Source organism: Pseudoroseomonas sp. WGS1072 (assembly GCF_049340465.1).
Lineage (GTDB): Bacteria > Pseudomonadota > Alphaproteobacteria > Acetobacterales > Acetobacteraceae > Pseudoroseomonas.
In genome coordinates, this window is record NZ_JBMPSU010000001.1 from 1,638,115 (window position 1) to 1,660,071 (window position 21,957).

24 protein-coding genes are annotated in these 21,957 nt (G+C 73.2%); 10 read left to right on the forward strand and 14 right to left on the reverse strand.

The genetic code is table 11. The features are described from left to right. Positions 1-7 precede the first annotated feature (7 nt). The 6 genes from ACF3NH_RS07775 (at position 8) to ACF3NH_RS07800 (ending at position 4,759) form a co-directional block, all read left to right on the forward strand. A complete protein-coding gene (locus ACF3NH_RS07775; RefSeq protein WP_198365078.1) occupies positions 8-1,009 on the forward strand; it encodes a Bug family tripartite tricarboxylate transporter substrate binding protein in 1,002 nt (333 codons plus the stop codon). An 89-nt stretch (positions 1,010-1,098) separates the two neighbouring features. Continuing rightward, positions 1,099-2,007, forward strand: coding sequence for a 2-keto-4-pentenoate hydratase (locus ACF3NH_RS07780; protein WP_198365079.1), 909 nt, complete (start codon positions 1,099-1,101; stop codon positions 2,005-2,007). Between the two features lie 98 nt (positions 2,008-2,105). After that, a complete protein-coding gene (hisF, locus tag ACF3NH_RS07785) occupies positions 2,106-2,882 on the forward strand; it encodes an imidazole glycerol phosphate synthase subunit HisF (protein WP_198365080.1) in 777 nt (258 codons plus the stop codon). 4 nt (positions 2,883-2,886) lie between these two features. Further along, entirely contained in the window at positions 2,887-3,438 is a 552-nt protein-coding gene (locus ACF3NH_RS07790; RefSeq protein ID WP_422922437.1) for a phosphoribosyl-ATP diphosphatase, read from the forward strand. 35 nt (positions 3,439-3,473) lie between these two features. Continuing rightward, on the forward strand, positions 3,474-3,863 hold the full coding sequence (locus ACF3NH_RS07795) for a histidine triad nucleotide-binding protein (RefSeq protein ID WP_422922438.1): 390 nt from the start codon (positions 3,474-3,476) through the stop codon (positions 3,861-3,863). Between the two features lie 41 nt (positions 3,864-3,904). Further along, positions 3,905-4,759, forward strand: coding sequence for a SirB1 family protein (locus tag ACF3NH_RS07800; RefSeq protein ID WP_422922439.1), 855 nt, complete (start codon positions 3,905-3,907; stop codon positions 4,757-4,759). Between the two features lie 32 nt (positions 4,760-4,791). Here ACF3NH_RS07800 and ACF3NH_RS07805 read toward each other — a convergent pair whose 3' ends face one another. From ACF3NH_RS07805 to coaBC, 6 genes are all read right to left on the reverse strand, one after another. Next, positions 4,792-5,724 (reverse strand): SH3 domain-containing protein, encoded by a 933-nt coding sequence (locus tag ACF3NH_RS07805; RefSeq protein ID WP_422922440.1) that lies wholly within the window; start codon positions 5,722-5,724, stop codon positions 4,792-4,794. Positions 5,725-5,865: 141 nt separating this feature from the next. Continuing rightward, the gene (locus ACF3NH_RS07810; protein ID WP_422922441.1) at positions 5,866-6,243 is read right to left on the reverse strand and encodes a DsrE family protein; all 378 of its coding nucleotides are present in this window, start codon (positions 6,241-6,243) and stop codon (positions 5,866-5,868) included. Then, complete coding sequence (locus ACF3NH_RS07815; RefSeq protein WP_422922442.1) at positions 6,240-7,070, reverse strand: HesA/MoeB/ThiF family protein; 831 nt, start codon at positions 7,068-7,070, stop codon at positions 6,240-6,242. The genes ACF3NH_RS07810 and ACF3NH_RS07815 overlap by 4 nt, the downstream gene beginning before the upstream one ends. 217 nt (positions 7,071-7,287) lie before the next feature. After that, positions 7,288-10,623 carry an Ig-like domain-containing protein gene (locus ACF3NH_RS07820; protein ID WP_422922443.1) on the reverse strand — a complete coding sequence of 1,112 codons (3,336 nt, stop codon included), beginning with the start codon at positions 10,621-10,623 and terminating at the stop codon, positions 7,288-7,290. Positions 10,624-10,934: 311 nt separating this feature from the next. Beyond that, positions 10,935-11,384, reverse strand: a complete 450-nt coding sequence (gene dut / locus ACF3NH_RS07825; RefSeq protein ID WP_422922444.1) for a dUTP diphosphatase — start codon at positions 11,382-11,384, stop codon at positions 10,935-10,937. After that, complete coding sequence (coaBC, locus tag ACF3NH_RS07830; protein WP_422922445.1) at positions 11,381-12,610, reverse strand: bifunctional phosphopantothenoylcysteine decarboxylase/phosphopantothenate--cysteine ligase CoaBC; 1,230 nt, start codon at positions 12,608-12,610, stop codon at positions 11,381-11,383. Before coaBC ends, dut begins: the two co-directional genes overlap by 4 nt. A 209-nt stretch (positions 12,611-12,819) precedes the next feature. Here coaBC and ACF3NH_RS07835 point away from each other — a divergent pair, with 209 nt between their 5' ends. Continuing rightward, entirely contained in the window at positions 12,820-13,134 is a 315-nt protein-coding gene (locus tag ACF3NH_RS07835) for a hypothetical protein (protein WP_198365090.1), read from the forward strand. Continuing rightward, the gene (locus ACF3NH_RS07840) at positions 13,082-13,294 is read left to right on the forward strand and encodes a pentapeptide repeat-containing protein (RefSeq protein ID WP_422922446.1); all 213 of its coding nucleotides are present in this window, start codon (positions 13,082-13,084) and stop codon (positions 13,292-13,294) included. Before ACF3NH_RS07835 ends, ACF3NH_RS07840 begins: the two co-directional genes overlap by 53 nt. Here the strand turns inward: ACF3NH_RS07840 and ACF3NH_RS07845 are convergent. From ACF3NH_RS07845 to ACF3NH_RS07865, 5 genes are all read right to left on the reverse strand, one after another. Beyond that, positions 13,251-14,858, reverse strand: coding sequence for an ABC transporter substrate-binding protein (locus tag ACF3NH_RS07845; RefSeq protein WP_422922447.1), 1,608 nt, complete (start codon positions 14,856-14,858; stop codon positions 13,251-13,253). The two genes, ACF3NH_RS07840 and ACF3NH_RS07845, sit on opposite strands and share 44 nt — an antisense overlap. 14 nt (positions 14,859-14,872) lie before the next feature. Beyond that, positions 14,873-15,610: a class I SAM-dependent methyltransferase gene (locus ACF3NH_RS07850; protein ID WP_422922448.1), complete on the reverse strand. Its 738-nt coding sequence runs from the start codon at positions 15,608-15,610 to the stop codon at positions 14,873-14,875. 86 nt (positions 15,611-15,696) lie between these two features. Continuing rightward, complete coding sequence (gene murJ, locus ACF3NH_RS07855; protein WP_198365093.1) at positions 15,697-17,232, reverse strand: murein biosynthesis integral membrane protein MurJ; 1,536 nt, start codon at positions 17,230-17,232, stop codon at positions 15,697-15,699. 76 nt (positions 17,233-17,308) lie between these two features. After that, entirely contained in the window at positions 17,309-17,845 is a 537-nt protein-coding gene (gene secB / locus ACF3NH_RS07860; protein ID WP_198365094.1) for a protein-export chaperone SecB, read from the reverse strand. 97 nt (positions 17,846-17,942) lie between these two features. After that, complete coding sequence (locus ACF3NH_RS07865; protein WP_198365095.1) at positions 17,943-18,500, reverse strand: histidine phosphatase family protein; 558 nt, start codon at positions 18,498-18,500, stop codon at positions 17,943-17,945. A gap of 175 nt (positions 18,501-18,675) precedes the next feature. On the opposite strand from ACF3NH_RS07865, the gene ACF3NH_RS07870 reads away from it, so the two are divergent. Both ACF3NH_RS07870 and mltA read left to right on the forward strand, forming a co-directional pair. Further along, positions 18,676-19,341 (forward strand): Tim44/TimA family putative adaptor protein, encoded by a 666-nt coding sequence (locus tag ACF3NH_RS07870; protein ID WP_422922449.1) that lies wholly within the window; start codon positions 18,676-18,678, stop codon positions 19,339-19,341. 8 nt (positions 19,342-19,349) lie between these two features. Further along, complete coding sequence (gene mltA / locus ACF3NH_RS07875; RefSeq protein ID WP_232476895.1) at positions 19,350-20,444, forward strand: murein transglycosylase A; 1,095 nt, start codon at positions 19,350-19,352, stop codon at positions 20,442-20,444. Here the strand turns inward: mltA and ACF3NH_RS07880 are convergent. From ACF3NH_RS07880 to ACF3NH_RS07890, 3 genes are all read right to left on the reverse strand, one after another. Then, positions 20,402-20,800: a helix-turn-helix domain-containing protein gene (locus ACF3NH_RS07880; protein ID WP_198365097.1), complete on the reverse strand. Its 399-nt coding sequence runs from the start codon at positions 20,798-20,800 to the stop codon at positions 20,402-20,404. The two genes, mltA and ACF3NH_RS07880, sit on opposite strands and share 43 nt — an antisense overlap. Next, complete coding sequence (locus ACF3NH_RS07885; protein WP_422922450.1) at positions 20,797-21,330, reverse strand: Smr/MutS family protein; 534 nt, start codon at positions 21,328-21,330, stop codon at positions 20,797-20,799. Before ACF3NH_RS07885 ends, ACF3NH_RS07880 begins: the two co-directional genes overlap by 4 nt. 112 nt (positions 21,331-21,442) lie before the next feature. After that, on the reverse strand, positions 21,443-21,763 hold the full coding sequence (locus ACF3NH_RS07890; protein ID WP_198365099.1) for a hypothetical protein: 321 nt from the start codon (positions 21,761-21,763) through the stop codon (positions 21,443-21,445). Between the last annotated feature and the right edge of the window lie 194 nt (positions 21,764-21,957).

A 21,957-nucleotide genomic window follows, 5' to 3' on the forward strand; every position in this document is an offset into this window, starting at 1 on the left:
CGCCTCCATGACCGCACGACGATCCCTCCTCTCCCTGCCCCTCCTGGCGGCGGCCGCGCTGCCGGCCGCCGCCAGGGCGCAGGCGGTGGCGGAGGGCCGTCCCCTCCGCCTGATCGTGCCCTTCCCGCCGGGCGGCGCCATCGACATCCTCGGCCGCCTGCTGGCCGAGCGCCTGGGCGCCGCGCTGGGACAGACGGTGGTGGTGGAGAACCGCGCCGGGGCCGGCGGCGTCATCGGCGTCGACGCCCTGGCCAAGGCGCCGCCGGACGGCTCGACCATCGGCGTGCTGGGGCTGACCACCTGGACCGCCATGCCCTCGATGTTCAGCAGCCTGCCCTTCGAGCCGGCGCGGGACCTGCAGCCGCTCAGCCTGGTGACCGCCGGCGCGCTGCTCTGCGTGGTCAATGCCGAGACGGCGCGGCGGCGCGGCTGGACCGACTTCCGCGCGCTGGTCGAATGGGCCCGCGCGCATCCCGAGCAGGTGACGATGGGCTCCTCCGGCACCGGCACCTCCTCGCATCTCTGCATCAGCGCGGTGAACCAGGCGACCGGCGCGCGCATCCTGCACGTGCCCTACCGCGGCGGCGGCCCGGCCATCCAGGACCTGCTCTCCGGCACCATCGACATGATGTTCGACGTCATGCCGGCGCTGATGCCGCATGTCCGCTCCGGCGCCTTCAAGGCCCTGGCCGTCTCCTCGGCGCGGCGCGCCGGCGGGCTGCCGGAGGTGCCCGGCATGGCCGACTTCGCCGATCTGGGCCTGGACCAGGTCGACATCGTGACCTGGAACGCGGTGGCCGGCCCGGCCGGCATGCCGGCGGAGGCCGTGGCCCGGCTCGCCGCCGCGATCCGCGCCATCGTCGCGCAGCCCGGTTTCGCCGAGCGGCTGACGCCCCTCGGCTACGACCCGGTCTCCAGCGAATCCCCCGAGGCGCTGGCGGCCCTGATCGCGCGGGAGACGCCGGTCTGGGCGCGGCTGGTGGAGATCTCGGGCGCGAAGCTGGACTGAGCGGCCGCAACCGGATGGAAATCCCGGAGCGGTTCCATCCGGCCGGGCGCTGCTCTAGCATCGGCGGAAACCGCCGGAGGACTCGCCCGATGCGCCGCGCCCTGTTCGCCGCCGCCCTGATGGCTCCGCTCGCCGAGGGCGCTCCGCCGGCCTCCGCCGCGGCCGCCAGCCCGCCCGCCGCGCTGACCTGCCCGGACGACGCGGCGATGCAGGCCATGGCCTCCTCGCTGCTGGCCCGCGCGCCGGTGCAGGCCTTCGGGCGCGAGCTGAGCCTGGAGGACGGGCTCTGCGCCCAGGGCAAGCTGGTGCCGGCGCTGAGCAGGCAGCTCGGACCCACCGTCGGCTGGAAGGTCGGACTGACCAACGAGGCGGCGCAGAAGCGCTTCGGCGTCAGCCACCCCCTGGCCGGGCCGATCTACGCGGCGACGGTGCGGGCGAAGTCCGGCGCCACCCTGCCGGCGGACTTCGCCGCCGTGCCCGTGGTCGAGGCCGATCTGATCGTGCGGGTCAGGGATGCCGGCATCAACGAGGCCGGCGCGGACCATGTCGAGATCCTGAGGCATCTCGACCAGGTCATCCCCTTCATCGAGATGCCGGACCTGGCCCTGGCCGAGATGGGCCGGATGAACGGGCCGAACCTGCTGGCCATCGGCGTCGGCGCGCGGCTGGGCGTGGTGGGCGAGCCGATCGCGCCGGAGGCGACCGAGGATTTCGCCCGCCGCCTGGGCAGCATGGAGGTGCGCTTCACGGCGCGGAAGGGCGAGGCGGAAAAGGAACTGGCCAAGGCCCCCGGCAGCGCGCTGCTCGGCCATCCGCTGAACGTCATCCCCTGGCTGGTGAAGGATCTCGCGGCGCGCGGCACGGCGCTGAAGCCGGGCGACCTGATCTCGCTGGGCGGCTTCTCCCCCGCCCTGCCGGCCGAGGCCGGCACCACCTACGCGACCACCTACACCGGCCTGCTGGCCGAGCCGGTCGCGGTCAGCGTGACGCTGGAATAGCCGGGCCCCCGCTCCGACGCCTGATCCTGGCCCTTGACCCTGGCCGCGACCCGGCGCATCGCACAACGGTATCCATTGCAGCCTGAGGTGATGCCCCGATGCTTGCCCTGCGCGTCATCCCCTGCCTCGACGTCAAGGAAGGCCGCGTCGTCAAGGGCGTGAACTTCGTCGCCCTGCGCGATGCCGGCGATCCGGTGGAGCAGGCGCGCGCCTATGACGCGGAGGGCGCGGACGAGATCACCTTCCTCGACATCGGCGCCACGCACGAGAATCGCGATACGATGTACGATGTCGTCTCGCGCACCGCCGCGGAGGTCTTCATCCCGCTCACCGTCGGCGGCGGCGTGCGCTCGGTCGAGGATGTGCGCCGCCTGCTTCTGGCCGGCGCCGACAAGGCCAGCATCAACAGCGCCGCGGTGAGCGACCCCGATCTGGTGCGCCGCGCCGCGCAGGCCTTCGGCAGCCAGGCCATCGTCGTCGCCATCGACGCCCGCGCCGTCGGTCCCGGCCGGTGGGAGATCTTCACCCATGGCGGCCGCAAGGCCACCGGCATCGACGCCATCGCCTGGGCCGAGCGGATGGCGAGCCTCGGCGCCGGCGAGCTGCTCGTCACCTCGATGGACCGGGACGGCACCAAGTCCGGCTTCGATCTCGACCTGCTGCGCGCGCTGCGCGCCCGCGTGCGCCTGCCGCTGGTCGCCTCGGGCGGTGTCGGCCAGGCGCGCCACTTCGTCGAGGGCGCGCGCGCCGGGGCGACCGGGCTGCTGGCCGCGAGCGTGTTCCATTACGGCGAGATGCGGATCGGCGAGGCCAAGGCGGCGCTCGCCGCCGCCGGCCTGCCGGTTCGTCCCTGCCCCGATCTGAAGGTTGCCTGAGCGTATGGCCAAGGAAGTGAAGAAGAAAACGGCGAAGGCCAAGTCGAAGCCCGTGGCCGCTAAGAAGCCGACCGCGAAGGCCTCGCCGCGCAAGGCGCTGCCGCTGCCGGACAGCATCCCGGCCGGCGCCAAGCCGCGCAAGGCGGCGCTGAAGGCGGAGGCCCGGCACCTGGAGCCCCTGCATGTCGCGGCCAAGGGCGATGTGGCGGTGCTGCGGCGGTTGTGGGACACGGTGGAGGCGCGCCGGCAATCGGGCGACGCCGCCCAGTCGCACTCGGCCCGCCTGCTCGCCCGCGGCACGCCCAAGGTGGCGCAGAAGCTCGGCGAGGAGGCGGTGGAATGCGTCATCGAGGCGATCCAGGGCAACCGCGCCGCGACCGTCCTGGAAAGCGCCGACCTGCTCTATCACCTGATCGTCGTCTGGGTGGATGCGGGCATCGCGCCGGAGGAGGTCTGGGCCGAGCTGGAGCGCCGCGAGGGCATCTCCGGCATCGTCGAGAAGGCGTCCCGGCCGAAGGGCATCGTCCGCGCCGCGGAGACCACCAAGCTGCCCTGAGAGCGGGGCCGCGCAGCAGCAGGAGAGGAAGCACCATGCCCGTGTCCGGCATGCCGCCCTACGACAACGGCAATATCTTCGCCCGCATCCTGCGGGGCGAGATCCCGGCCAAGAAGGTGCATGAGGACGAGCATGCCCTGGCCTTCCACGACATCGCGCCGCAGGCGCCGGTGCATGTGCTGGTGATCCCGAAGGGGGCCTATGTCTCGGTGGCGGATTTCTCCGCCGCCGCCAGCCCGGAGGAGGTGGCCGGCTTCTGGCGAGCCGTCGGGCTGACCGCCCGGCTGCTCGGGCTGGAGGACCAGGGCTACCGGGTGCTGACCAACATGGGCGGCGATGCCGGGCAGGAAGTGCCGCATTTCCACGTTCACATCTTCGGTGGGCGGCGCCTCGGCCCGATGCTGGCCCGGCCCGACGCGCAGTGAGCGCTTGACCCGGCGGGAGCCGCTCGCCATGCCTTCATCCCATGGAGGACCTCTCATCCGCCGCTGAGGCACGCACCGCCCTGGAGGCCGCCGGCGCCCTGCCGGATGCCGAGCTCGATCTCGCGGGGGTGGCGCTGCAATTCGCCCGGATCGACGCCCCGGCGGCCGACTGGCGCGCCGCGGAGCGCCATCTCTCGGAGCTCGCCCGCGCCGCGGTGGCCGCCGCCGCGGCCGATCCGGCGGCCGATGGCGGCGAGGTGGCGCGCCGCGTCGCCCTGCTCGCGGCGCTGCTGCATGAGCGCTTCGGTTATGCGGGCGACGGCGAGACCTACGATTCCCCCGCCAATGCCAATCTGATCGAGGTGATCCGCCGCCGCCGGGGCTTGCCGGTGGCGCTCGGCCTGCTCTGGCTGCATGCCGCAGGCGCGGCGGGCTGGCCGGCGCATGGGCTGGACTTCCCCGGCCATTTCCTGATCGGCCTCGAGGGCGCCCGCGGCATGGCGGTGGTCGATCCCTTCCATGGCGGGCGGCTGCTGGAGGCGCCGGAGTTGCGCGCTCTGCTGAAGCGGATGGAGGGCGAGGCCGCCGAGCTGCGCCCCGCCGTGCTGGAGCCGGTGTCACGCCGCGCCGTGTTGCTGCGGCTGCAGAACAACATCAAGCTGCGCCGGCTGCAGGCCGGCGACCTGCCGGCCGCCCTGACCTGCACCGAGGACATGCTGCGCATGGCGCCGGAGGCCGCCATCCTGTGGCGCGAGGCGGCGGTGATGAACCAGCGGCTGGACCGCATCGGCGCCGCCCTGGCCTGCATCGACCGCTTCCTTGCCCTGGTGCCACGCGGCGAGGCCGCCCAGCGCGCCCGCGCCCTGGCGGTGGAGCTGCGTCAGCGGCTGAACTGAGCTGAACTGAGGCTGGGCCGGGAGCGGCCGGCTCAGTTCACGTCCTCGCCCGCCTGGAGGCCCCAGATCGCGCTGCGCTGGATGTAGCCGCGGTGCCCTTCCACCTGCACCTCGCACCAGCTGCTGCTCGCCTTGCAGCTGCGGATGCGCCCGACCACGCCCGGCATCAGCCGCGCCACGACCGCGCTCGCCTCGCCCTCGGCGCTGTGGAGGCTGCGCTCCTCGCCGCGCACCAGGAAGGTGCGGCGGCCGGCCAGGGTGGACTGGTGCACCCAGCCCTCGGTGCCGTCCATGTCGCGGATGCGGCGCCACTGGTTGTATTCGCGCAGGATCTCCACCGGCAGGTCGCGGCGCTGGTAGGTCCACTCGATCGGGAAGCGCGTGTCGGGGCCGATGCGCAGGTTCACCTCGTCGCTGCGCAGCGAGACGAAGCGCGGGATCGGCAGGCCGGTGGCGCTGCCCACGCTGGGCTGCTGCAGCTCCTGCGGGCTGGGAGCGGGGGAGGCGGGCGGCGGCGGCGCGCTTCCCGCCGCGCCCGTGGCGGCGGCGCCGGCCGCGACACCCGCCGCCGCGCCGGCGGCCCGGGCGGCGGGCGGACGTTTCACCGGGGTCGGCGGCGCGGCCTGGGTCGGCGGGGCGCGTCGCGGGGTCGGGGTGGCCTGCGGACGGTTCGGCTGGGCCGGGCGGGCCTCCGGGACGGGGCGGGCCGGCGCCGGCCGCGTGGCCGGCGGCGTGGCGGGCCGTGTGGCGGACCCTTGGGGCGCCGCGCCGGCCGGCGGCCGCAGGACCTGATCCGGTGCCGGCCGGAGCGGCGCGGGCTGCGCCGGGCGCGGCGGCTGCAGCGTGCCCTGCCCGCCGGAACCGCCGCCCGTACCCTGGGCGCCGCCGAGGCTGGACTGGGCGGCAAGGGGTGTCGAGACGAGAAGAAGAAGCAGGGCGGAGGCAGCGGGGCGAAGCCGGATCATGCGTCGATCTGGCCCGTATTCCCTGCCCCTGGTCAAGCACCCGCTTTGCATCGCAGCATCGCCTCCTGCGGTCGTCCTCATGCGCGTTGTCATGGCGGTGGCCTCCGCCGCCGGGGCGGGGAGCGGCGCCGGAAGCGGGCCTCAGAGGGCGAGCATCTGCCCCTCCGCCACGGCGGACAGGAAACTGACCACCCCGGCCACCTCGACATCGGGCGCCAGGGCCTCCGGCGCGATGCCCTCGGCCCGGAGCCCGGCCTCGCAGGCCATGCGGCGGATGCCGAGATCGCCGGCCGCGGCCAGCAGCGAATCCAGGCCGGCGACGCCGCGCCGGTCCAGCAGCGCCTCGCGCGGGTCGGCCCTGAGCGGCGTGTCGCGCAGCAGCAGGGCGCAGCCCGCATTGGTGGCGAAGAGCAGCACCGGGCGGCCGATGGCGGCGGCACCGGTCGCCAGCACCAGCGCGTAGTGCGCCGCCTCATGCCCGCCGGAGCGCAGCAGGATACCAAGGGGCCTTCCGCTCATGGCAGCGCGCAGGCGGGGGCGGGCGCGGCGGCGGCATGGGCCGCGAGGTCATGGATGCGCGGCGCGTCGCCGCAGAGCGCGCAGGCAGGGTCGCGTTTCAGCCGCACGGTGCGGAAGCGGCTGTCCAGCGCGTCCCAGAGCAGCAGGCGCCCGGCCATGCTCTCGCCGATGCCCAGGATCTCCTTCAGCACCTCGGTCGCCTGCAGGGTGCCCATCACGCCGGTGATGGCGCCGAGCACCCCCGCCTCCGAGCAGCTCGGCACCAGGCCGGGCGGCGGCGGCTCCGGATGCAGGCAGCGATGGCAGGGGAAATGGGGGCCGAGATGCGACTTGAAGACCGCGAGCTGCCCCTCGAAGCGCAGCACGGCGGCCGAGACCAGGGGGCGGCCGAGCAGGTGGCAGGCATCGCCGAGCAGGAAGCGCGTCGGGAAATTGTCGGTGCCGTCGCAGACCAGGTCGTAGCGCGGGATCAGCGCGGCGGCGCTGCCGGCGTCGAGCCGGTGCGGATGGACCTCCACCCGCACCTCCGGGTTGAGGCGCCGGATGGTCTCGGCCGCGCTCTCCGCCTTGTTGCGGCCGAGGCGCGCCGTGTCGTGCGCCACCTGCCGCTGCAGGTTGGACAGCTCGAGCCGGTCGTCGTCGACCAGGCCGATGGTGCCGATGCCGGCGCCGGCGAGGTAGAGCGCCAGCGGCGAACCCAGCCCGCCGGCGCCGACCAGCAGCACCTTCGCCGCGCGCAGCTTCGCCTGGCCCACCGCCCCCACCTCCTGCAGCAGGATGTGGCGCGAGTAGCGGTGCAACTCGTCATCGGTGAAGTCGAGGTCCATGGGCCGACATATGGGCGCGGCGAGGGGGGCGGCGCAATGCCCCGGCGCGGCGGGCGGCGGCCCAACGACGGTCCAATGGCGGCTTGGCGGCAGGCAGGAAAATGGGCCGTGGCGGGGGACTGCCACGGCCCATGGCTGGGACCGGTTTCTCCTGGGGGGAAGGAGGCGGCCGCGGCCCCGGGGGAGGAGGCGGCGGCCGGCCAGTCCCGGCGTCTCGTCAGCCGACGGGGAAGGCGTCGTGCCCGTCGAAGCGCCCGAACTGCAGGTAATGCAGCAGGGGGTCGATGCCGGCCTCGGCGACATCCGCATGGGCCTGCAGGTACTTGGCGGTGGAGAAGGCGGCGCTCGGGTCGCGGCCCTCCTGCCAGCCGAACTCCATGTAGTGCAGCAGCGGGTCGATGTCGGCCTTCCTCACGTCGTCATACCGCGCGAGATAGTAGCTGACGTCGAAGAAGGCGTTGGGGTCGCGCCCTTCCTGCCAGCCGGAGGCGGCATAATGCTGGCCGGCGTCCATGCCGGTCCGCGCCACATCCGCATTGGCGGCGTAGTAGAACCCGGCATCGACCAGCGGATTCGCCGTGCTTGTCGCATGCGGTGTGGCGGCGGCGATGGCGCGGTCCTCGCCCTGTCCGTAGAGCAGGTAATGGAGCAGGGGGTTCATGCCGACCTCGGCCACATCCCCGTTGAGCGCCAGATACGCCTTGCTGTCGAAGTCGAGGCTGGCGGCGCGGCCCTCACCGCCGCCGTTCTGCAGGTAATGCAGGAGCGGATTGATGCCGGCCGCCGCCACATCGGTGTTCTGGTTCAGGTAGTAGGTCGTGTGGAAGAAGGCGTTCGGGTCGCGCTGTTCCTGCAGGCCGAACTGCATGAAGTGGGTGAAGGCGTCCACCCCGGCCCGCGCCACGTCCTGGTAGGTGCTGAGGTAGAAGGCGCTGTCGAACAGCGGCATGGCGGCGGCGAAGTCCGCCAGGTCGCGCGGCGCGGTCACGGTGAAGTCCAGCGCCACCGCCTCCGAGACATTGCCGGCGCGGTCGGTGGCCAGGGCCGTGACGGTGTGGCTGCGGGCCTCGAGCGCCTGCTGCAGCGTGAAGGACCAGTGGCCCTCCGCATCCGCCGCCACGGTGCCAAGCGCCTCGCCCTCCAGGTGCAGCGTGATGCTGCTGCCGGCCTCGGCGGTGCCGCTCAGCATCGGCGTGGTGTCGCGCGTGGCGCCATTGCCCGGGGAGGGCGCGTCGCTCGACGGGTCGAGCCGCAGCGTCATCTCCGGCGCGACGGTGTCCACCGTCATCACCGCCGCCCCGGAGCGGGCGGAGACCAGGCCGTGCGGGCCAACCGCCTCGGCGGTGAAGCGGTGCTCGCCCTCGGCCAGCGCGCTGGCGGTGTAGCTCCAGTGGCCGTCGGTGACGGCGATCCCCTGCGCCAGCAGCGTGCCGTCCAGGTAGAGCGAGACGGTGCTGCCGGCTGCCGCCGTGCCGGTCAGGGACAGGTCGGCATGGCTGGTGATGCCGTCGGTCGCGCTGACGCCGCTGTCCTGGCCCTCGGCGAAGCCGATCAGCGGCGCGGCGGGCGCCTCCGCCGTGGCGGTCACCGCCTCGGAGGTGGAGAGGGCGACATGGTGCCAGATATCCTCCGCCGGGACGTTCGTGCTCTCGCCCGCGACGTTCCACTTGGACTGCGTGGAGGAGACGGCGTAGCGGTGCGGCCCGTCGCCGGTGACGCCGGTGACCTCGTAGGTCCAGCTGCCATCGGCCTTCACCTCGGCATAGCCGATGATGTTGGCGCCCTGCATCTCCGGATCGGGGATGGAGAGGTCGCGGATGGCGACGAAGACCAGATCCTTCCGCGCGGCGGTATCGACCGCGTCCGGATAGATCTCGCCGGTGCCGCTGAGCAGGACGCGGGTGGCGCCGCCCTCGGTGGCCAGGCGGGCGCCGGTGATGGCGGCGCCGTAGTCGAAGTCGTGGTGGTCGAGATCGGCGAGGCTGAGCGGGATGGTCCGGCCGTCGGCGTCCTGCAGGCCGGAGCGCAGCACCAGGGTCTGGCCGTCGCCCAGGTCGATGCGGATCTTGCCGTCGATCACCTCGGCGCGCGCCAGCACGTCGGAAAGCTGGCGGAAGCTGTCGCCGAAGCCCACCAGGCGGATCACGTCGCCGCCATTCGCCCCGGTGGCGTTCAGGTTGGCGCCGGGCCGGAAGTCGGTGATGACGTCATTGCCGTCGCCCTTGCGGATGACGAAGGTGTCGCCGACCGGGGCGAGGTGGCCGGCCTGGTAGTCCGAGCCGCCGCCGGTCAGGATGTCGTCGCCCTTGCCGCCGTCGATCACGTTCGACCGGATATTGCCGGTGATCATGTTGTCGAGGTCGTTGCCGGTGGCGCGCAGCCAGCCTTCGCCCTCCAGCACGAGATTCTCGACATTCTCCGGCAGCACATAGTCCTGCAGCCAGGTGCGGACGGTGTCGATGCCCTCGCCGGCCTTCTCGACGACGGTGTCGCCGGTGCCGATCGAATAGGTGTCGTCGCCCAGGCCGCCGGCCAGCACGGTCTCGGCGTCGTGGCCGAGGAAATGATCGTTGAGGGTGGTGCCGGTCCACTCGGCCTTGCTGCCATCGACCGTGATGTAGCTGACCGGCTGGCCGCCCGGATGCGCGCCCTCGACCGGCGCGACGGTCAGCGTGAAGGGCTCCGTGACCTGGTTGCCGAGGGCGTCGAGGGCGACGATGCTGAGCGCGTGCTCGCCCGCCGCGAGGCCGGCCGCGAGCGGCGCGGTCCAACTGCCGTCCGCGCCCGCCGTGGCGGTGGCGATGGTCTGGCCCTCGGCGTCCAGGATGCGGATGCGCGCGCCTTCCTCGGAGACGCCCGAGATGCTGGCCTGGCTGCCGGACTGGCGGCTCGCGAGGCCGGAGAGCGGCGGCGGCGTCAGGTCGGCCTCCGGATCGGCCACGATCTCGAGCGGGAAGCTGCCCTCGGCCTCGTCCATCAGCGCGGCCTGGATGTAGTAGACCCGGCCCTCCTCCGCCCGGAAGGAGACCGCCGGCAGGAAGTCGCCGCTGACCTGGTTGTTGGTGACGTTGCGCAGATCGGCATGGGTGATCTCGCCCGCCGGAATCGCGGCCTCGGCCCATTGCACGATCAGCGTCGTGTTCGCGCCGGTCTTCAGCGTGACCACGCCATCGGCCGCCGGCGCATAGCGGTACCAGACGGTGCGCGCGCCGAACCAGCCGACCTCGCCCGCCTCGGCATCGGCGCCCGTGGTGCTGCCGGTGACGGCGACGCCCGGCGTGAGGGCCTGGGCCTGGGCGATGTCGTCATTGACGGGCGCAACCGGCACCGCCGGCGTCTCGGGCTCGGTGGGCACTTCCGGCCCGGTGGGCGTCTCGGGCTCGGTGGGCGTGACCGGATCAGTGGGCGTCTCGGGCCCGATGGGCGTTTCCGGCTCGGTTGGCGTGACCGGATTGGCTGGCGCCTGCCCGGACTCGTCAGCGGGAGCGTTCCCCGCAGTCTGCTCGGATGACGCGAGGGTCTCGGGCGCGTTTGTGGCGTCGGTCGCGGGCATGGGCCGCTGCCTCATTTATCGGTTGTGAAGACGTCTCCATAAAGTCTGAATAGGACGTTTCAGTCAACGAGTCATGAGTTATTTTAGAGACAATTGCCACGTAAAGAAAGCGTTACTGGAACACGCGCAGGGCGTGCGACGCGATAGGCCGCGCGCCCCGCGCGTATCGAATTCCGGAAAGAGTCTGTCGCGCCGCAGCCGGGCGTCCAGGGCGTTTTCCGTTCGCAGCGGCGCACTGCAAACGCTCTGGCCGCTTGTTTTCGCGAGTATCCTCACCCGATCCGGTGAATCCTACCGGATCGGGATCTGCCCTAGCGCTGGCCCGTGCTGCCGAAGCCGCCGGCGCCCCGTCCGGTCTCGGGCAGGGTTTCGACCTCGCGCCAATGCCCGCGCGTGACGGGGGCCAGCACGCCCTGGGCGATGCGCATGCCGCGTTCCACCGTGAAGGGCGCCGTGCCGGTGTTGAACAGGATGACCTGGACCTCCCCCCGGTAGTCCTCGTCGATCGTCCCCGGGCTGTTCGGCAGCACGATGCCATGCTTCAGCGCCAGACCCGAGCGCGGCCGGACCTGCAGCTCGTGGCCTTCCGGCAAGGCCATGCAAAGGCCGGTCGGCACCAGGGCGCGGCCGCCGGGGGGGATTTCCAGCGGCGCCGTCACCGCCGCCAGCAGGTCGAAGCCGGCGGCGCCGGCGGTGGCATAGGCCGGCAGCGGCAGCCCCTCGGCATGCGGCAGGCGCCGCACCGCGATCTCCCGGCTCATGGCGCCGTCACCGCGCGGGCGATGCGCGCCGCCAGGCGCCGGGCCACCTCGGCCTTGGGCAGGCGGGGCCAGTCCTCCACCCCCTCCGCGCTGACCAGATGCACCGTGTTCTCGGCCCCGCCCATCACATCCCCCGAGACGTCGTTCGCCACGATCCAGTCGCAGCCCTTGCGCTGCCGCTTCGCCATCGCGTTCTCCACCACCGTCTCCGTCTCCGCCGCGAAGCCCACCACCAGCGCCGGCCGCCGCGCGTGGCGCGACAAGGTGGCCAGGATGTCCGGGTTCAGCGCCAGCTCGAGCGGCGGCGGCGGCTCGCCCGGCACCTTCTTCAGCTTCTGCCCCGCCTCCCGCGCGGTGCGCCAATCGGCCACGGCGGCGGCGCAGACCGCGATCTCGGCCGGCAGGGCGGCCTCGCAGGCGGCGAGCATCTCGCGCGCGCTCTGGACGCGCACCACCGCCACCCCCGCCGGGTCGGCGATCGTCACCGGGCCGGAGACCAGCGTCACCCGCGCGCCCAGCGCCGCCAGGGCGCCGGCGATGGCGTGGCCCTGCTGCCCGCTGCTGCGGTTGGCGATGTAGCGCACGGGGTCGATCGGCTCGTGCGTCGGGCCGCTGGTCACCAGGGCGTGCCGTCCGGTCAGGGGGAGGGCCAGGGGAGGGGCCAGAAGAAGCCCCTCGCCGGCGGCCGTCAGCGCGGCCTCGATCGCCGCCAGGATCTCCGCCGGCTCGGAGAGGCGGCCGGGGCCGCTTTCCGCCTCCGCCATGGCGCCCACGGCGGGGCCGACCACCCGGACGCCGCGCGCCGCCAGCGCCGCCATGTTGGCCACCGTCGCCGGATGCCCCCACATCGCCCAGTTCATCGCCGGCGCCACCAGCACCGGGCGGTCGGTGGCGAGCAGCAGGGTGGTGGCGAGGTCGTCGGCCAGGCCATGCGCCATCTTCGCCAGCAGGTCGGCCGAGGCCGGCACCACCGCCACCAGGTCCGGCAGGCGGGCGAGGCGGATATGGCCGATCTCGGCCTCCGCCTGCAGCGACCAGAGATCCTGGTGCACCGCCTCGCCGGCGATGGCCTGCAGGGCGTGCGGCGTGACGAAGCGGGCGCCGCCCGCGGTCAGCACGGGTGTCACCCGCGCCCCCGCCTTGCGCAGCAGCCGGATCAGCTCCAGCGCCTTGTAGGCCGAGACGCTGCCGGAGACGACGAGGAGGATACGCTTGTCGGCGAGCATGGGTGACAGGCTAGACCGGCCGGGGCCCAGCCGGAAGCAGGGTCGGAAGCGGGGGTCGGAAGCGGGGTGTGCGCTGTCACCGAAGCGTCATCATCCGCATCGATACCCGCCATCAGGCCAGACAATTGGCCAAACCGGTCCGCGGCCGCCATCTCTCTCTCCGGAAAGACGGCCATTCCAGCCGCCAGTCGACAACAAGGACAAGAACAATGCTTCGCAAGATCCTGCTCTCCAGCATGCTCATCGCCGGGATGGCCGGTACTGCCATGGCGGCGCCGCTGACCGTGACGTCCGAGGGCGAGAACTTCCACGTCGAGTATTCGAACGACGGCGGCAACATCCTGGGCGGCGGCCCGGTGCAGGTGATCGGCCGGGGCCAGACCGCGCGCTACCTGCACGCCCCCGACGCGCCGGCCCAGCGCGGCTGGTACGCCGAGTTCCAGGGCCAGGGCGAGAGCGGCGCCATCGTCTATGTGCCCGCCCCCGGCACCGACATGGCCACCAACCCGCATCCCCAGGGCTAATACGGGCTGGGCTAATACGGGCTGGGCTAATACGGGCTGGGCTAATACGGGCTGGGCTAATACGGGCTGGGCTAATACGGGCTGGGCTAATACGGGCTGGGGCGGGGCGGCGCGCCTCAGCCGCGCCGCACGTTCCAGAACAGGGACGGCCCGCCCTTGAGGACGCCGGTGATGCCGCGGCGGTAGGCCTGCTGCGGGCGCTGAAGTCCCAGGGGGATGAAGGGCGCCTCCTCCCACACCGCCTGTTGCAGCGCCTCGGCGATCCGCTTCTCGGCCGCCGGGTCCGTGGCCTCGAACCACGCGTCGCGCAGCGCCTCGCGCCGCGGGCTGGTGGGCCAGCCGGACCAGGCGCCGGCGCCGTTGCCCCGCAGCGGCTGGTGGCTGCCGGGGACCGAGGTGTCGAGCCCTTCCCAGGTGGTGCAGAAGGCGCTGAAGCCGCCCTGCTCGACGGGGCCGCGATTGGTGCGGCGCTGGATCTGCGTGCCCCAGTCCATCGCCACCAGATCGACGTTGAAGCCGACGCGCCGCATGACGTCCGCGGCGACCTCCGTCATGGCCTGGAGGTTGGGGAGGTCGGTGGCCGAGAGCAGGACCACCCGCTCGTTGCGGTAGCCGGAGGCGCGGAGCAGTTGCCGCGCCTTCTCCACATCCCGTGGGCCGGACAGGATCTCCAGCCCGGCGTCATTGGCCAGCGGCGTGCCGGGGGTGAAGGCGCCGGCGGGGATCTGGTACAGCGCCGGATCGGTGCCCATGGCCGCCTGCATGAAGGCTTCCTGGTCCACCGCCGGGAACAGGGCGCGCCGGACCGCCGGATTGTCGAAGGGCGGGTTGAGGTGGTTGAAGCGCAGCACGCCGAAGGCGCCGAAGGTGTTGATCGTCTCGACCACGATCTGCCGGTTGCCGCGCAGAACCGGCAGCAGGTCGGGCAGCGGCGCCTCCCACCAGTCGGCCTCGTTGTTCTGGAGCGCGGCGGCGGCGGTGGCCGCGTCCGGCATCACGCGCCATTCGACACGGTCGAAATGCACCGGCTTGCCGCCGGCCAGCAGATCCGGCGCCTCCTCGCGCGGCTGGTAGGCGGCGTTGCACGCGAAGGCGGCGAGGCTCCCCGCCACCCACTCGTCGCGCAGGAAGCGGTAGGGGCCGCTGCCGACGATCTCGGTGATCTGGGTGAAGGGGTCCGTCTGCGCGATGCGCTCGGGCATGATGGCGCAGATATTCGCGCCCGCCTTGCCGAGCGCCCAGGTGAGCCCGCTCCAGGGCCGCTTGAGGGCGATGGTGAAGCGCTCGTCCGAGACCGCCACCATCTCGTTCAACAGCAGGTCGAGGCGCTGGCCCAGGACGTCCCGCTTCGACCAGCGGCGGATCGAGGCGATGCAGTCGCGGGCCCGGACCGGCTCGCCGTCATGGAAGCGCAGGCCCGGACGCAGGGTGACGGTGTGGGTCAGCCCGTCCGCCGACACCGCGTGCGCCGCCGCCATCTGCGGCCGGACCTGGAAGTCGGAGCCGATGCCGAAGAGCGTGTCATAGACCATCAACCCGGCATTGCGGGACAGGACCGAGGTGCCCCAGATCGGGTCCATGCTGGCGAGGTTGCCCTGCGGCACGAAGCGCAGGGTGCGCGCCGCGCCGCCCTGCGCCAGGGCCGGCGCGGCCATCCGGCCCGCCGCCAGGGCCGCGGCGGTGCCGGCCGCGGCCGTTCTCAGGAGCGTCCGGCGAGAGGCCATGCCCGGTTCCCTTCTCAGAGTTTCCAGCCGGTGTGGATCGCCACCACCCCGCCCGAGAGGTTCTGCCACTTCACCCGCTCGAAGCCGGCCCGCTCCATCATGCCGGCCAGCGTCGGCTGGTCGGGGAACATGCGGATGCTCTCGGCCAGGTACTGGTAGCTCTCGGAATCCTTGGCGATGCGCGCGCCGATCGCCGGCAGCGCCTTGAAGGACCAGGCATCGTAGAGCGGCCGCAGCGCGTCGATCTCGAGGCGCGAGAATTCCAGCACATGCATCCGCCCGCCGGGGCGCAGCACGCGGAAGCCCTCGCGCAGCACCGCGTCCTTGTCGGTGCAGTTGCGCAGGCCGAAGGCCATCGAGACCTTCTCCACGCTGCGGTCGGGGAAGGGCAGGCGCTCGGCGTCGCAGCAGACATAGGCGAGGCCCTCGGCCAGCCCCTTCTGCAGGGCCCGGCCCTGGCCGACGCCCAGCATGGCGGCGTTGATATCGGCCAGGATGACCCGGCCGGCGCCGCGCCGCTTCGCCAGGAAGGCGACGTCGCCGGTGCCGGCGGCGAGGTCGAGCAGCGTCTCGCGCGGGCCGGCGCCGATGGCGGCGACGAAGGCCTGCTTCCAGGCCCGGTGCAGGCCGAGCGACATCAGGTCGTTCATCACGTCGTACTTGGGCGCGACGCTGTCGAAGACCTCCCGCACCATCGACGCCTTGGCGTCGCGGGGCACTTCGCGGAAGCCGAAATCCGTGGTCTGGGTCATGCGCGCAGGATAGCGGCTTGCGGCCCTCCGGGAAGAGGCCTTGAAGAGGCCTTGAAGAGCCCCTGGGAAGAGGCGCCGCCCGGCTCTCAGCCGCGGCGCATCCGCCGCAGATCCTGCAGCCGCAGCGCGCCGAGCGCCTGGGTGGCGCCGAAATAGGTCACGAGCCCGGCCCCCACCAGCAGGCCGAGCGCCAGCAGCTGCCACAGCCCGCGCGCCGGGAAGAGCAGCGGCGCCAGCACCGCCAGCACCGCCGCCATCAGCAGGGTCGCCGCCGCCAGGCGCCAGAGGTTGCGCCGCAGCCGCCGGTCGGCGATCCAGTGGCCGCGCCGCGCCAGGATGCCCAGCAGCAGCAGGGCATTGGCCCAGGCCGCGGTCGAGGTCGCCATGGCGATGCCGACATGGCCGAAGCCCAGGCCCAGCACCAGCGTCAGGCTGGCGGCGAGGTTCAGCGCCACCACCGCGATGCCGATCTTGACCGGCGTCGCCGTGTCGCCGCGGGCGAAGAAGCCGGGAGCGAAGGCCTTGATCAGCACGAAGGCCGGCAGGCCGGCGGCATAGGCGACCAGCGCATCCGCCACCGCATGCGCCTGCGCCACCGTCAGCGCGCCCCGCTGGAACAGCACCAGGACGATCGGCTCGGCCAGCACCATCAGCGCCGCCGCCGCCGGCAGGGCCAGCGCCAGGGACAGCTCCGCCGCCCGGTTCATGCTGCGATGGGCCGAGAGCGCCTTGCCGCTCCGCAACTGGCGCGACAGCACCGGCAGCAGCGCCGTGCCGATGGCGGCGCCCACCACGCCGAGCGGCAGCTGCGCGACCCGGTCGGCATAGTTCAGGTAGCTCACCGCGCCCGCCGGCAGCAGTGTCGCGATGAACATGTCGATCGCCAGGCTGAGCTGCGAGATGCTGGCGCCCAGGATGCCCGGCAGCATGGTCCGCACCACCCGCCGCGTCTCCGGCGTCAGGCGCGGCCAGGTGAACAGGCGGAAGCCCATCCCGGCCCGGTGGCAGGCGAGGGTGACCATGGCGAGCTGGGCGAGGCCCGAGGCCATGCTGCCCCAGGCCAGCGCATGCGCCGGCGTCGCGACGAAGGGCGTCAGCGCGAAGAGCGAGACGATGGCGAAGAGGTTGAACAGCAGGGGCGCGCCGGCGGCGAGGGCGAACTTGTCGATGGCGTTCAGCACGCCCGAGACCAGCGCCGTGAGGCAGATGAACAGCAGGTAGGGGAAGGTGATGCGCGACAGCTCGACGACGAGGTCGAAGCGCAGCGGCTCGTCGATCAGCCCGGGCGTCAGCACCGACATGACCTGCGGCATGAAGACCATGCCCAGCACCACCAGCAGCGTGAGCCAGAGGCCGAGCAGGGTGGACATGTGCTCGGCCAGCTCGCGCGCCTTCCTCGGCCCCTCCAGCGCCAGCGTGCCGGCGAAGGCGGGGACGAAGGCGGCGTTGAAGGCGCCCTCGCCGAACAGGCGGCGGAACAGGTTGGGCAGGCGGAGCGCGATGAAGAAGGCATCCGCCAGCGGGCCGGCGCCGATCATGGCGGCGATCAGCATGTCGCGCAGGAAGCCCAGGATGCGGCTGGCGAAGGTCCAGCTGCCGATGGTCAGGATGTTGCGCAGCATGCTCGGGGCCTGATCACGGCGGCGGGGAGGGGCGGCGCGGGGCGGCCGGAAGGCTCCGGGGCCCCGCGCCGGTCAGTCAGGCATTGGCCACGGGGGGCTGCGGCTGGCCGGCGGCCTGGGCGCCGCGCCGGCTCTGCCACAGCGCCACGAAGTCGATCGGCGAGAGCAGCACGGGCGGGAAGCCGCCGTCGCGCGTCACATCGGCCAGGATGTTGCGGGCGAAGGGGAAGAGCAGCCGCGGGCACTCGACCAGCAGCAGCGGCTCCAGCAGGTTCGGCTCCACGTTCACCGTGAAGATGCCGCAATAGACCAGCTCGGCGATGAAGGCCGTCTGGGTGGCGCCGTCCTGCGTCGGCGCCTGGGCGTCGGCGCGGATCTGCAGCGACACCTCGAAGACGTTCTGCCCCTGCGGCAGCGGCCGCGCCTGGACGTCGAGCGCCAGGTCGATGCGCGGCTGCTCGCGCAGCGTGGCGAAGATCTCCGGCGCGCCGGGCACCTCGAAGGAGAGGTCCTTGGTGTATTGCAGGTTCAGCAGCAGCGGGCCCTGGGGCGCGGCCCCGTTGGGGGCGCCGTTCTGCGGCGGGAGGGCGTCGGGCGGAAGGGTGTCGGACATGCGGGCCCCTGGATGCGGTTCCGGTTTGGGCGCGGGGTAGCACGCCCGGCCCGGCCTGTCACAGCGCGCCGGCGGCGGCGGGCCGGCGATCGCCGCCTCAGCGGTGCTTCCAGCTGATCCGCTCCGGCGCCGCCGCCTCCAGGTCGCAGCGCAGCCACTGTCCGTTCGCCACCGACTCGCCGGTCATCGACAGGATGAAGCCCCAGTGCGAGACCACCACCGTGTGGCGCCAGTCCGCCAGCGCCGCCATCTCGGCGCGGAACAGCCTCGCCCGGCCCTCCACCTGGTCCGCCGGCTCCTCGACCGCAGGCCACCAGACCTCCTCGACATGGGCGAGGTCGAGGTCGGGCCATTCCAGCTTCAGCGTCGTGCAGGGCGAGCCGATGTCGCAGCTGAAGGCATAGCGCTCGCGCACCAGCGGGTGCACCAGCACCGGCAGGCCGAGGCGGCGGGCCAGCGGCGCCGCGGTCTGCAGCGCCCGCGTATAGGGGCTGGCGATGATGCGGCGGATGTCCTCCCCGGCCAGGGCCTGGGCGGCGGCCTCCGCCTGGTGCTGCCCGAGGATGGTCAGCTTCGGGTCGTGGATGCCGGGGTCGCGCCGGGTGGCGGTGAAATGCAGGTTGAACTCGCTCTGGCCGTGGCGCAGCAGGATCATCGGGGACTCCGTGGCGGGGCGGCGGCGCCGCGCTCCCCGCCTTTTGCGGCAGGCCGCGCCGTCGCGGCAAGGGCGCCGCGGCGCCGGCCCCCTCCGCGCCCGCCCGCGGGACGGTCCCCGATGGCATTGCGGTGACGGGCTGCCGCCCCTAAGTGTTGCACATGAGGAGAATGCAATGTCCGGCGGCTTTCCGGTCGATCTGATCCTGTTCGCCATGGTCGCGGCCTTCCTGGTGCTGCGGCTGCGCAGCGTCCTGGGCCGCCGCCAGGGCTACGAGCGGCCGCCGCAGGAGCGCCAGGCTGCCGCCCCGCCGTCGCACGGGCCGGTGGAGGCCGAGCCGCAGCCGGGGCCCGCGCCGGAGCATGCCCGCCCGGTGGTGCCGGATTCGCGCACGCCGACGGGCCAGGTGCTGGAGCGGATGCGGCAGGCGGATCCCGCCTTCGACCCGCGCGGCTTCCTGGCCGGGGCGGAAGGGGCCTTCCGCATGATCGTCGAAGCCTTCGCCCGGGGCGACCGCCAGACGCTGCGCGACCTGCTGGCCGAGGAGACCTATGTCGGCTTCGAGCAGGCGATCACCGCGCGCGAGGCCGCCGGCGAGCGGCAGCGCACCGAGATCCGCGCCATCCACGAGATGCGGATCGAGAGCGCCGATCTGCGCGGCACGGTGGCCGACATCACGGTGCGCATCGTCTCCGATCAGGTGAACGTGACCAGCGGCGCGGGCGGCGAGATCGTGGCCGGAGCCGAGGCCGTCACCGAGCTGAACGACATCTGGACCTTCCAGCGCGACCTCAGCAGCGGCGACCCGGCCTGGAAGCTTGTTGGCACCCGCTCGGCCTGACCACCGCCTTGCCATCCACCGCCAGGACCCGGCGGGGCGCCGGTCGCGCCGCGTTGCTCGCCCTCACCCTCCTGGCCGGCTGCGGCGGACCGCCGCAACGGCCGGCCGAGCTGCCCGGCTGGGGCGAGGACCGGCTGTCGCAGGCGATTCCGCCCTTCGTCGCCGGCTGCCGCCCGCCGGCCTTCCCCGAGCCTCTCTGCGCCGAGGCCGCCGCGCTGCCCGAGGATGACGACGTCGCGGCGCGGGCCTTCTTCGAGCGCCGCTTCGGCCTGCGCCATGCCGGCGAGGGGCTGATGACCGGCTATTTCGAGCCCGAGCTGCGTGGCGCCACGACCCCCTCGCCGGATTTCGCCACGCCGCTGCGGGGCCGGCCCTCGGACCTGGTGGAGGTGGATCTCGGCCGCTTCTCCGAGGAGCTGCGCGGGCGGCGCATCGCCGGGCGGGTGCGCGAGGGCCGGCTGCTTCCCTATCCCGACCGCGCCGCCATCGAGGGCGGCGCCAGCGATGCCCCGGTGCTGCTCTGGGTGGATGATCCGGCGGGCAAGTTCTTCCTGCAGATCCAGGGTTCCGGGCGGGTCGTGCTGCCGGACGGCTCGGTGCGGCGGATGGGCTACGCGGCCCAGAACGGCCGCGCCTATGTGCCGATCGGCCGCCTGCTGGCCGAGCGCGGCGAGATCCCGCGCGAGCAGGTTTCGATGCAGAGCATCCTGGCCTGGCTCCAGCGCGCCGGCCCCGAGCGGGCCGCGGCGCTGATGGAGGAGAACCCCTCCTACGTCTTCTTCCGTGAAACCCCGGCCCGGCCGGAGCAGGGGCCGACCGGCTCGCAGGGCGTGCCGCTGACGCCGCTGCGCTCGATCGCCGTGGACCGGGAGCACATCCCGCTGGGCAGCCCGGTCTGGATCGTCACGCGCCATCCGGTGAGCGGGGTGCCGCTGCGCCGGCTGGTGCTGGCCCAGGACACCGGCGGCGCCATCCGCGGCGAGGCGCGGGCCGACCTCTTCTGGGGCTGGGGCGAGGAGGCCGCCGAGGCCGCCGGCCGCATGAAGGAGAGCGCCGACCTCTACGTGCTGGAACCCTTGCGGGAGGCCGGCGGCCCGTCCTGAGGCGACTCCTCCTCCAGCACGGCGCGCAGCCGGGCGACGGCTTCGGGCGGGAGCTGGCGGATGCGCGTGGCCAGCAGATTGGCCAGCTCCGTCGCGGCGGGGGACAGGCCCGAGGTGTCGAGGATCACCCGGGGATGCGAGAGGCGCGCCAGCCGGACCATCTCCTCCGCATCGTCCCAGATCAGCCCGAAATACTCGTTCACCTGATGCACCAGACCGGCCGTCGGGCGGCCGCGCCGGCCATGCTCCAGCGCGGAGAGATAGGCGGCGGACACGTGCAGCGCCTCGGCCATCTGCCGCAGCGTCACGCCCCGCGCCCGGCGGAGGGCCCGCAGCCGCGCACCGAAGGGTGTCACGCGGCGCGGCGGCGGCGCAGCAGCAGATGCACCACGCCCTGGTTGGGGGCCGGATGGGCGGCGCCCAGCAGCAGCGGGCGCAGCTCCGGCGCGTTCAGCCAGTGCGGCAGCTCCCGCCGCAGCACCCCCCCCTCCGGCGCCGGGCCCTTGCCGGTCACCACCGCGACGCAGCGCACCCCATCGGCATGGGCGGAGAGGAGGAAGCGGCGCACGGCCAGCCACGCCTCCTGCGCGCGGCGGCCGTGCAGGTCGAGCGTCCGCTCGGGCCTGGTCAGGCCCCGGCGCAGCTCCTTCCAGCGGCGGTGGTCGAGACCGCCGGGCTGGTGGCCGACATGCAGGGAGGCCGCGGCGCGGGGCGCCCGTGGCGCGGGCGGGGAAGGGTCCGGACCGCGCGGCGCGGGCGGCACCTCGGCCGGCGGCGATGCGGTGGGGGCGAGCTCATGCCCGGGCAGCGGCGTCACCGTGGCGGCATAGGCGCGCCAGAGGGCTGCGTCGGCGGGGGTGAGCGAACGGCCGCGGCGGGATGGCATGGCCGTTCTGATGGCATCGGCCGGAAGGGAAGGCCAGGGTGAACTGTCGGGGAACTCACGATCGGATCGGAGCGGGCGGCCCGGCCTCCGGTGAGACCGGGCCTGGCTGGGCTCAGCGGGTCGGCGGCACGGGCTGGTCGCGGCCCTGCATCGGCCCCGAGCCGGCGGTCGGCGCGCCGGGACGGGCGGTGACGGAGGGCAGCAGGCCGGCACTGGTCGGCGCATCGGTCGAGCCGCGCTCGCGCGCTCCGCTGCCGGCGGCCGGCACATCGCCCTGCAGGGTGTTCGACTCCCGGATGGTCTGGCTGGTGCTGGTCGGCGGATCGGTCCTGGCGTCCGGCGGAACCGGCGCGGGGCGCTGGCCGGGGCCGCCGCAGGCTGCGAGGGCGAGGGTCAGACCGGTGATGGCAACGGCGGCCATGGGTTTACGCATCGGCGATGCCTTTCCTTGTCGGGCGCTCGTGAGCCGGCCAGGCAGGAAGGCCGATCGGCGCCGTGCCGATGACAAAGCACGGACAAGCCAAAGGTTGCCAGAGCTTTCTTTCCGGGAATTTATGATGCCGGAATGATATGGCGGAACGTCGGGCACGACGTCGTCGATCACCTCGGATCGCGTGTTTTCCGCCG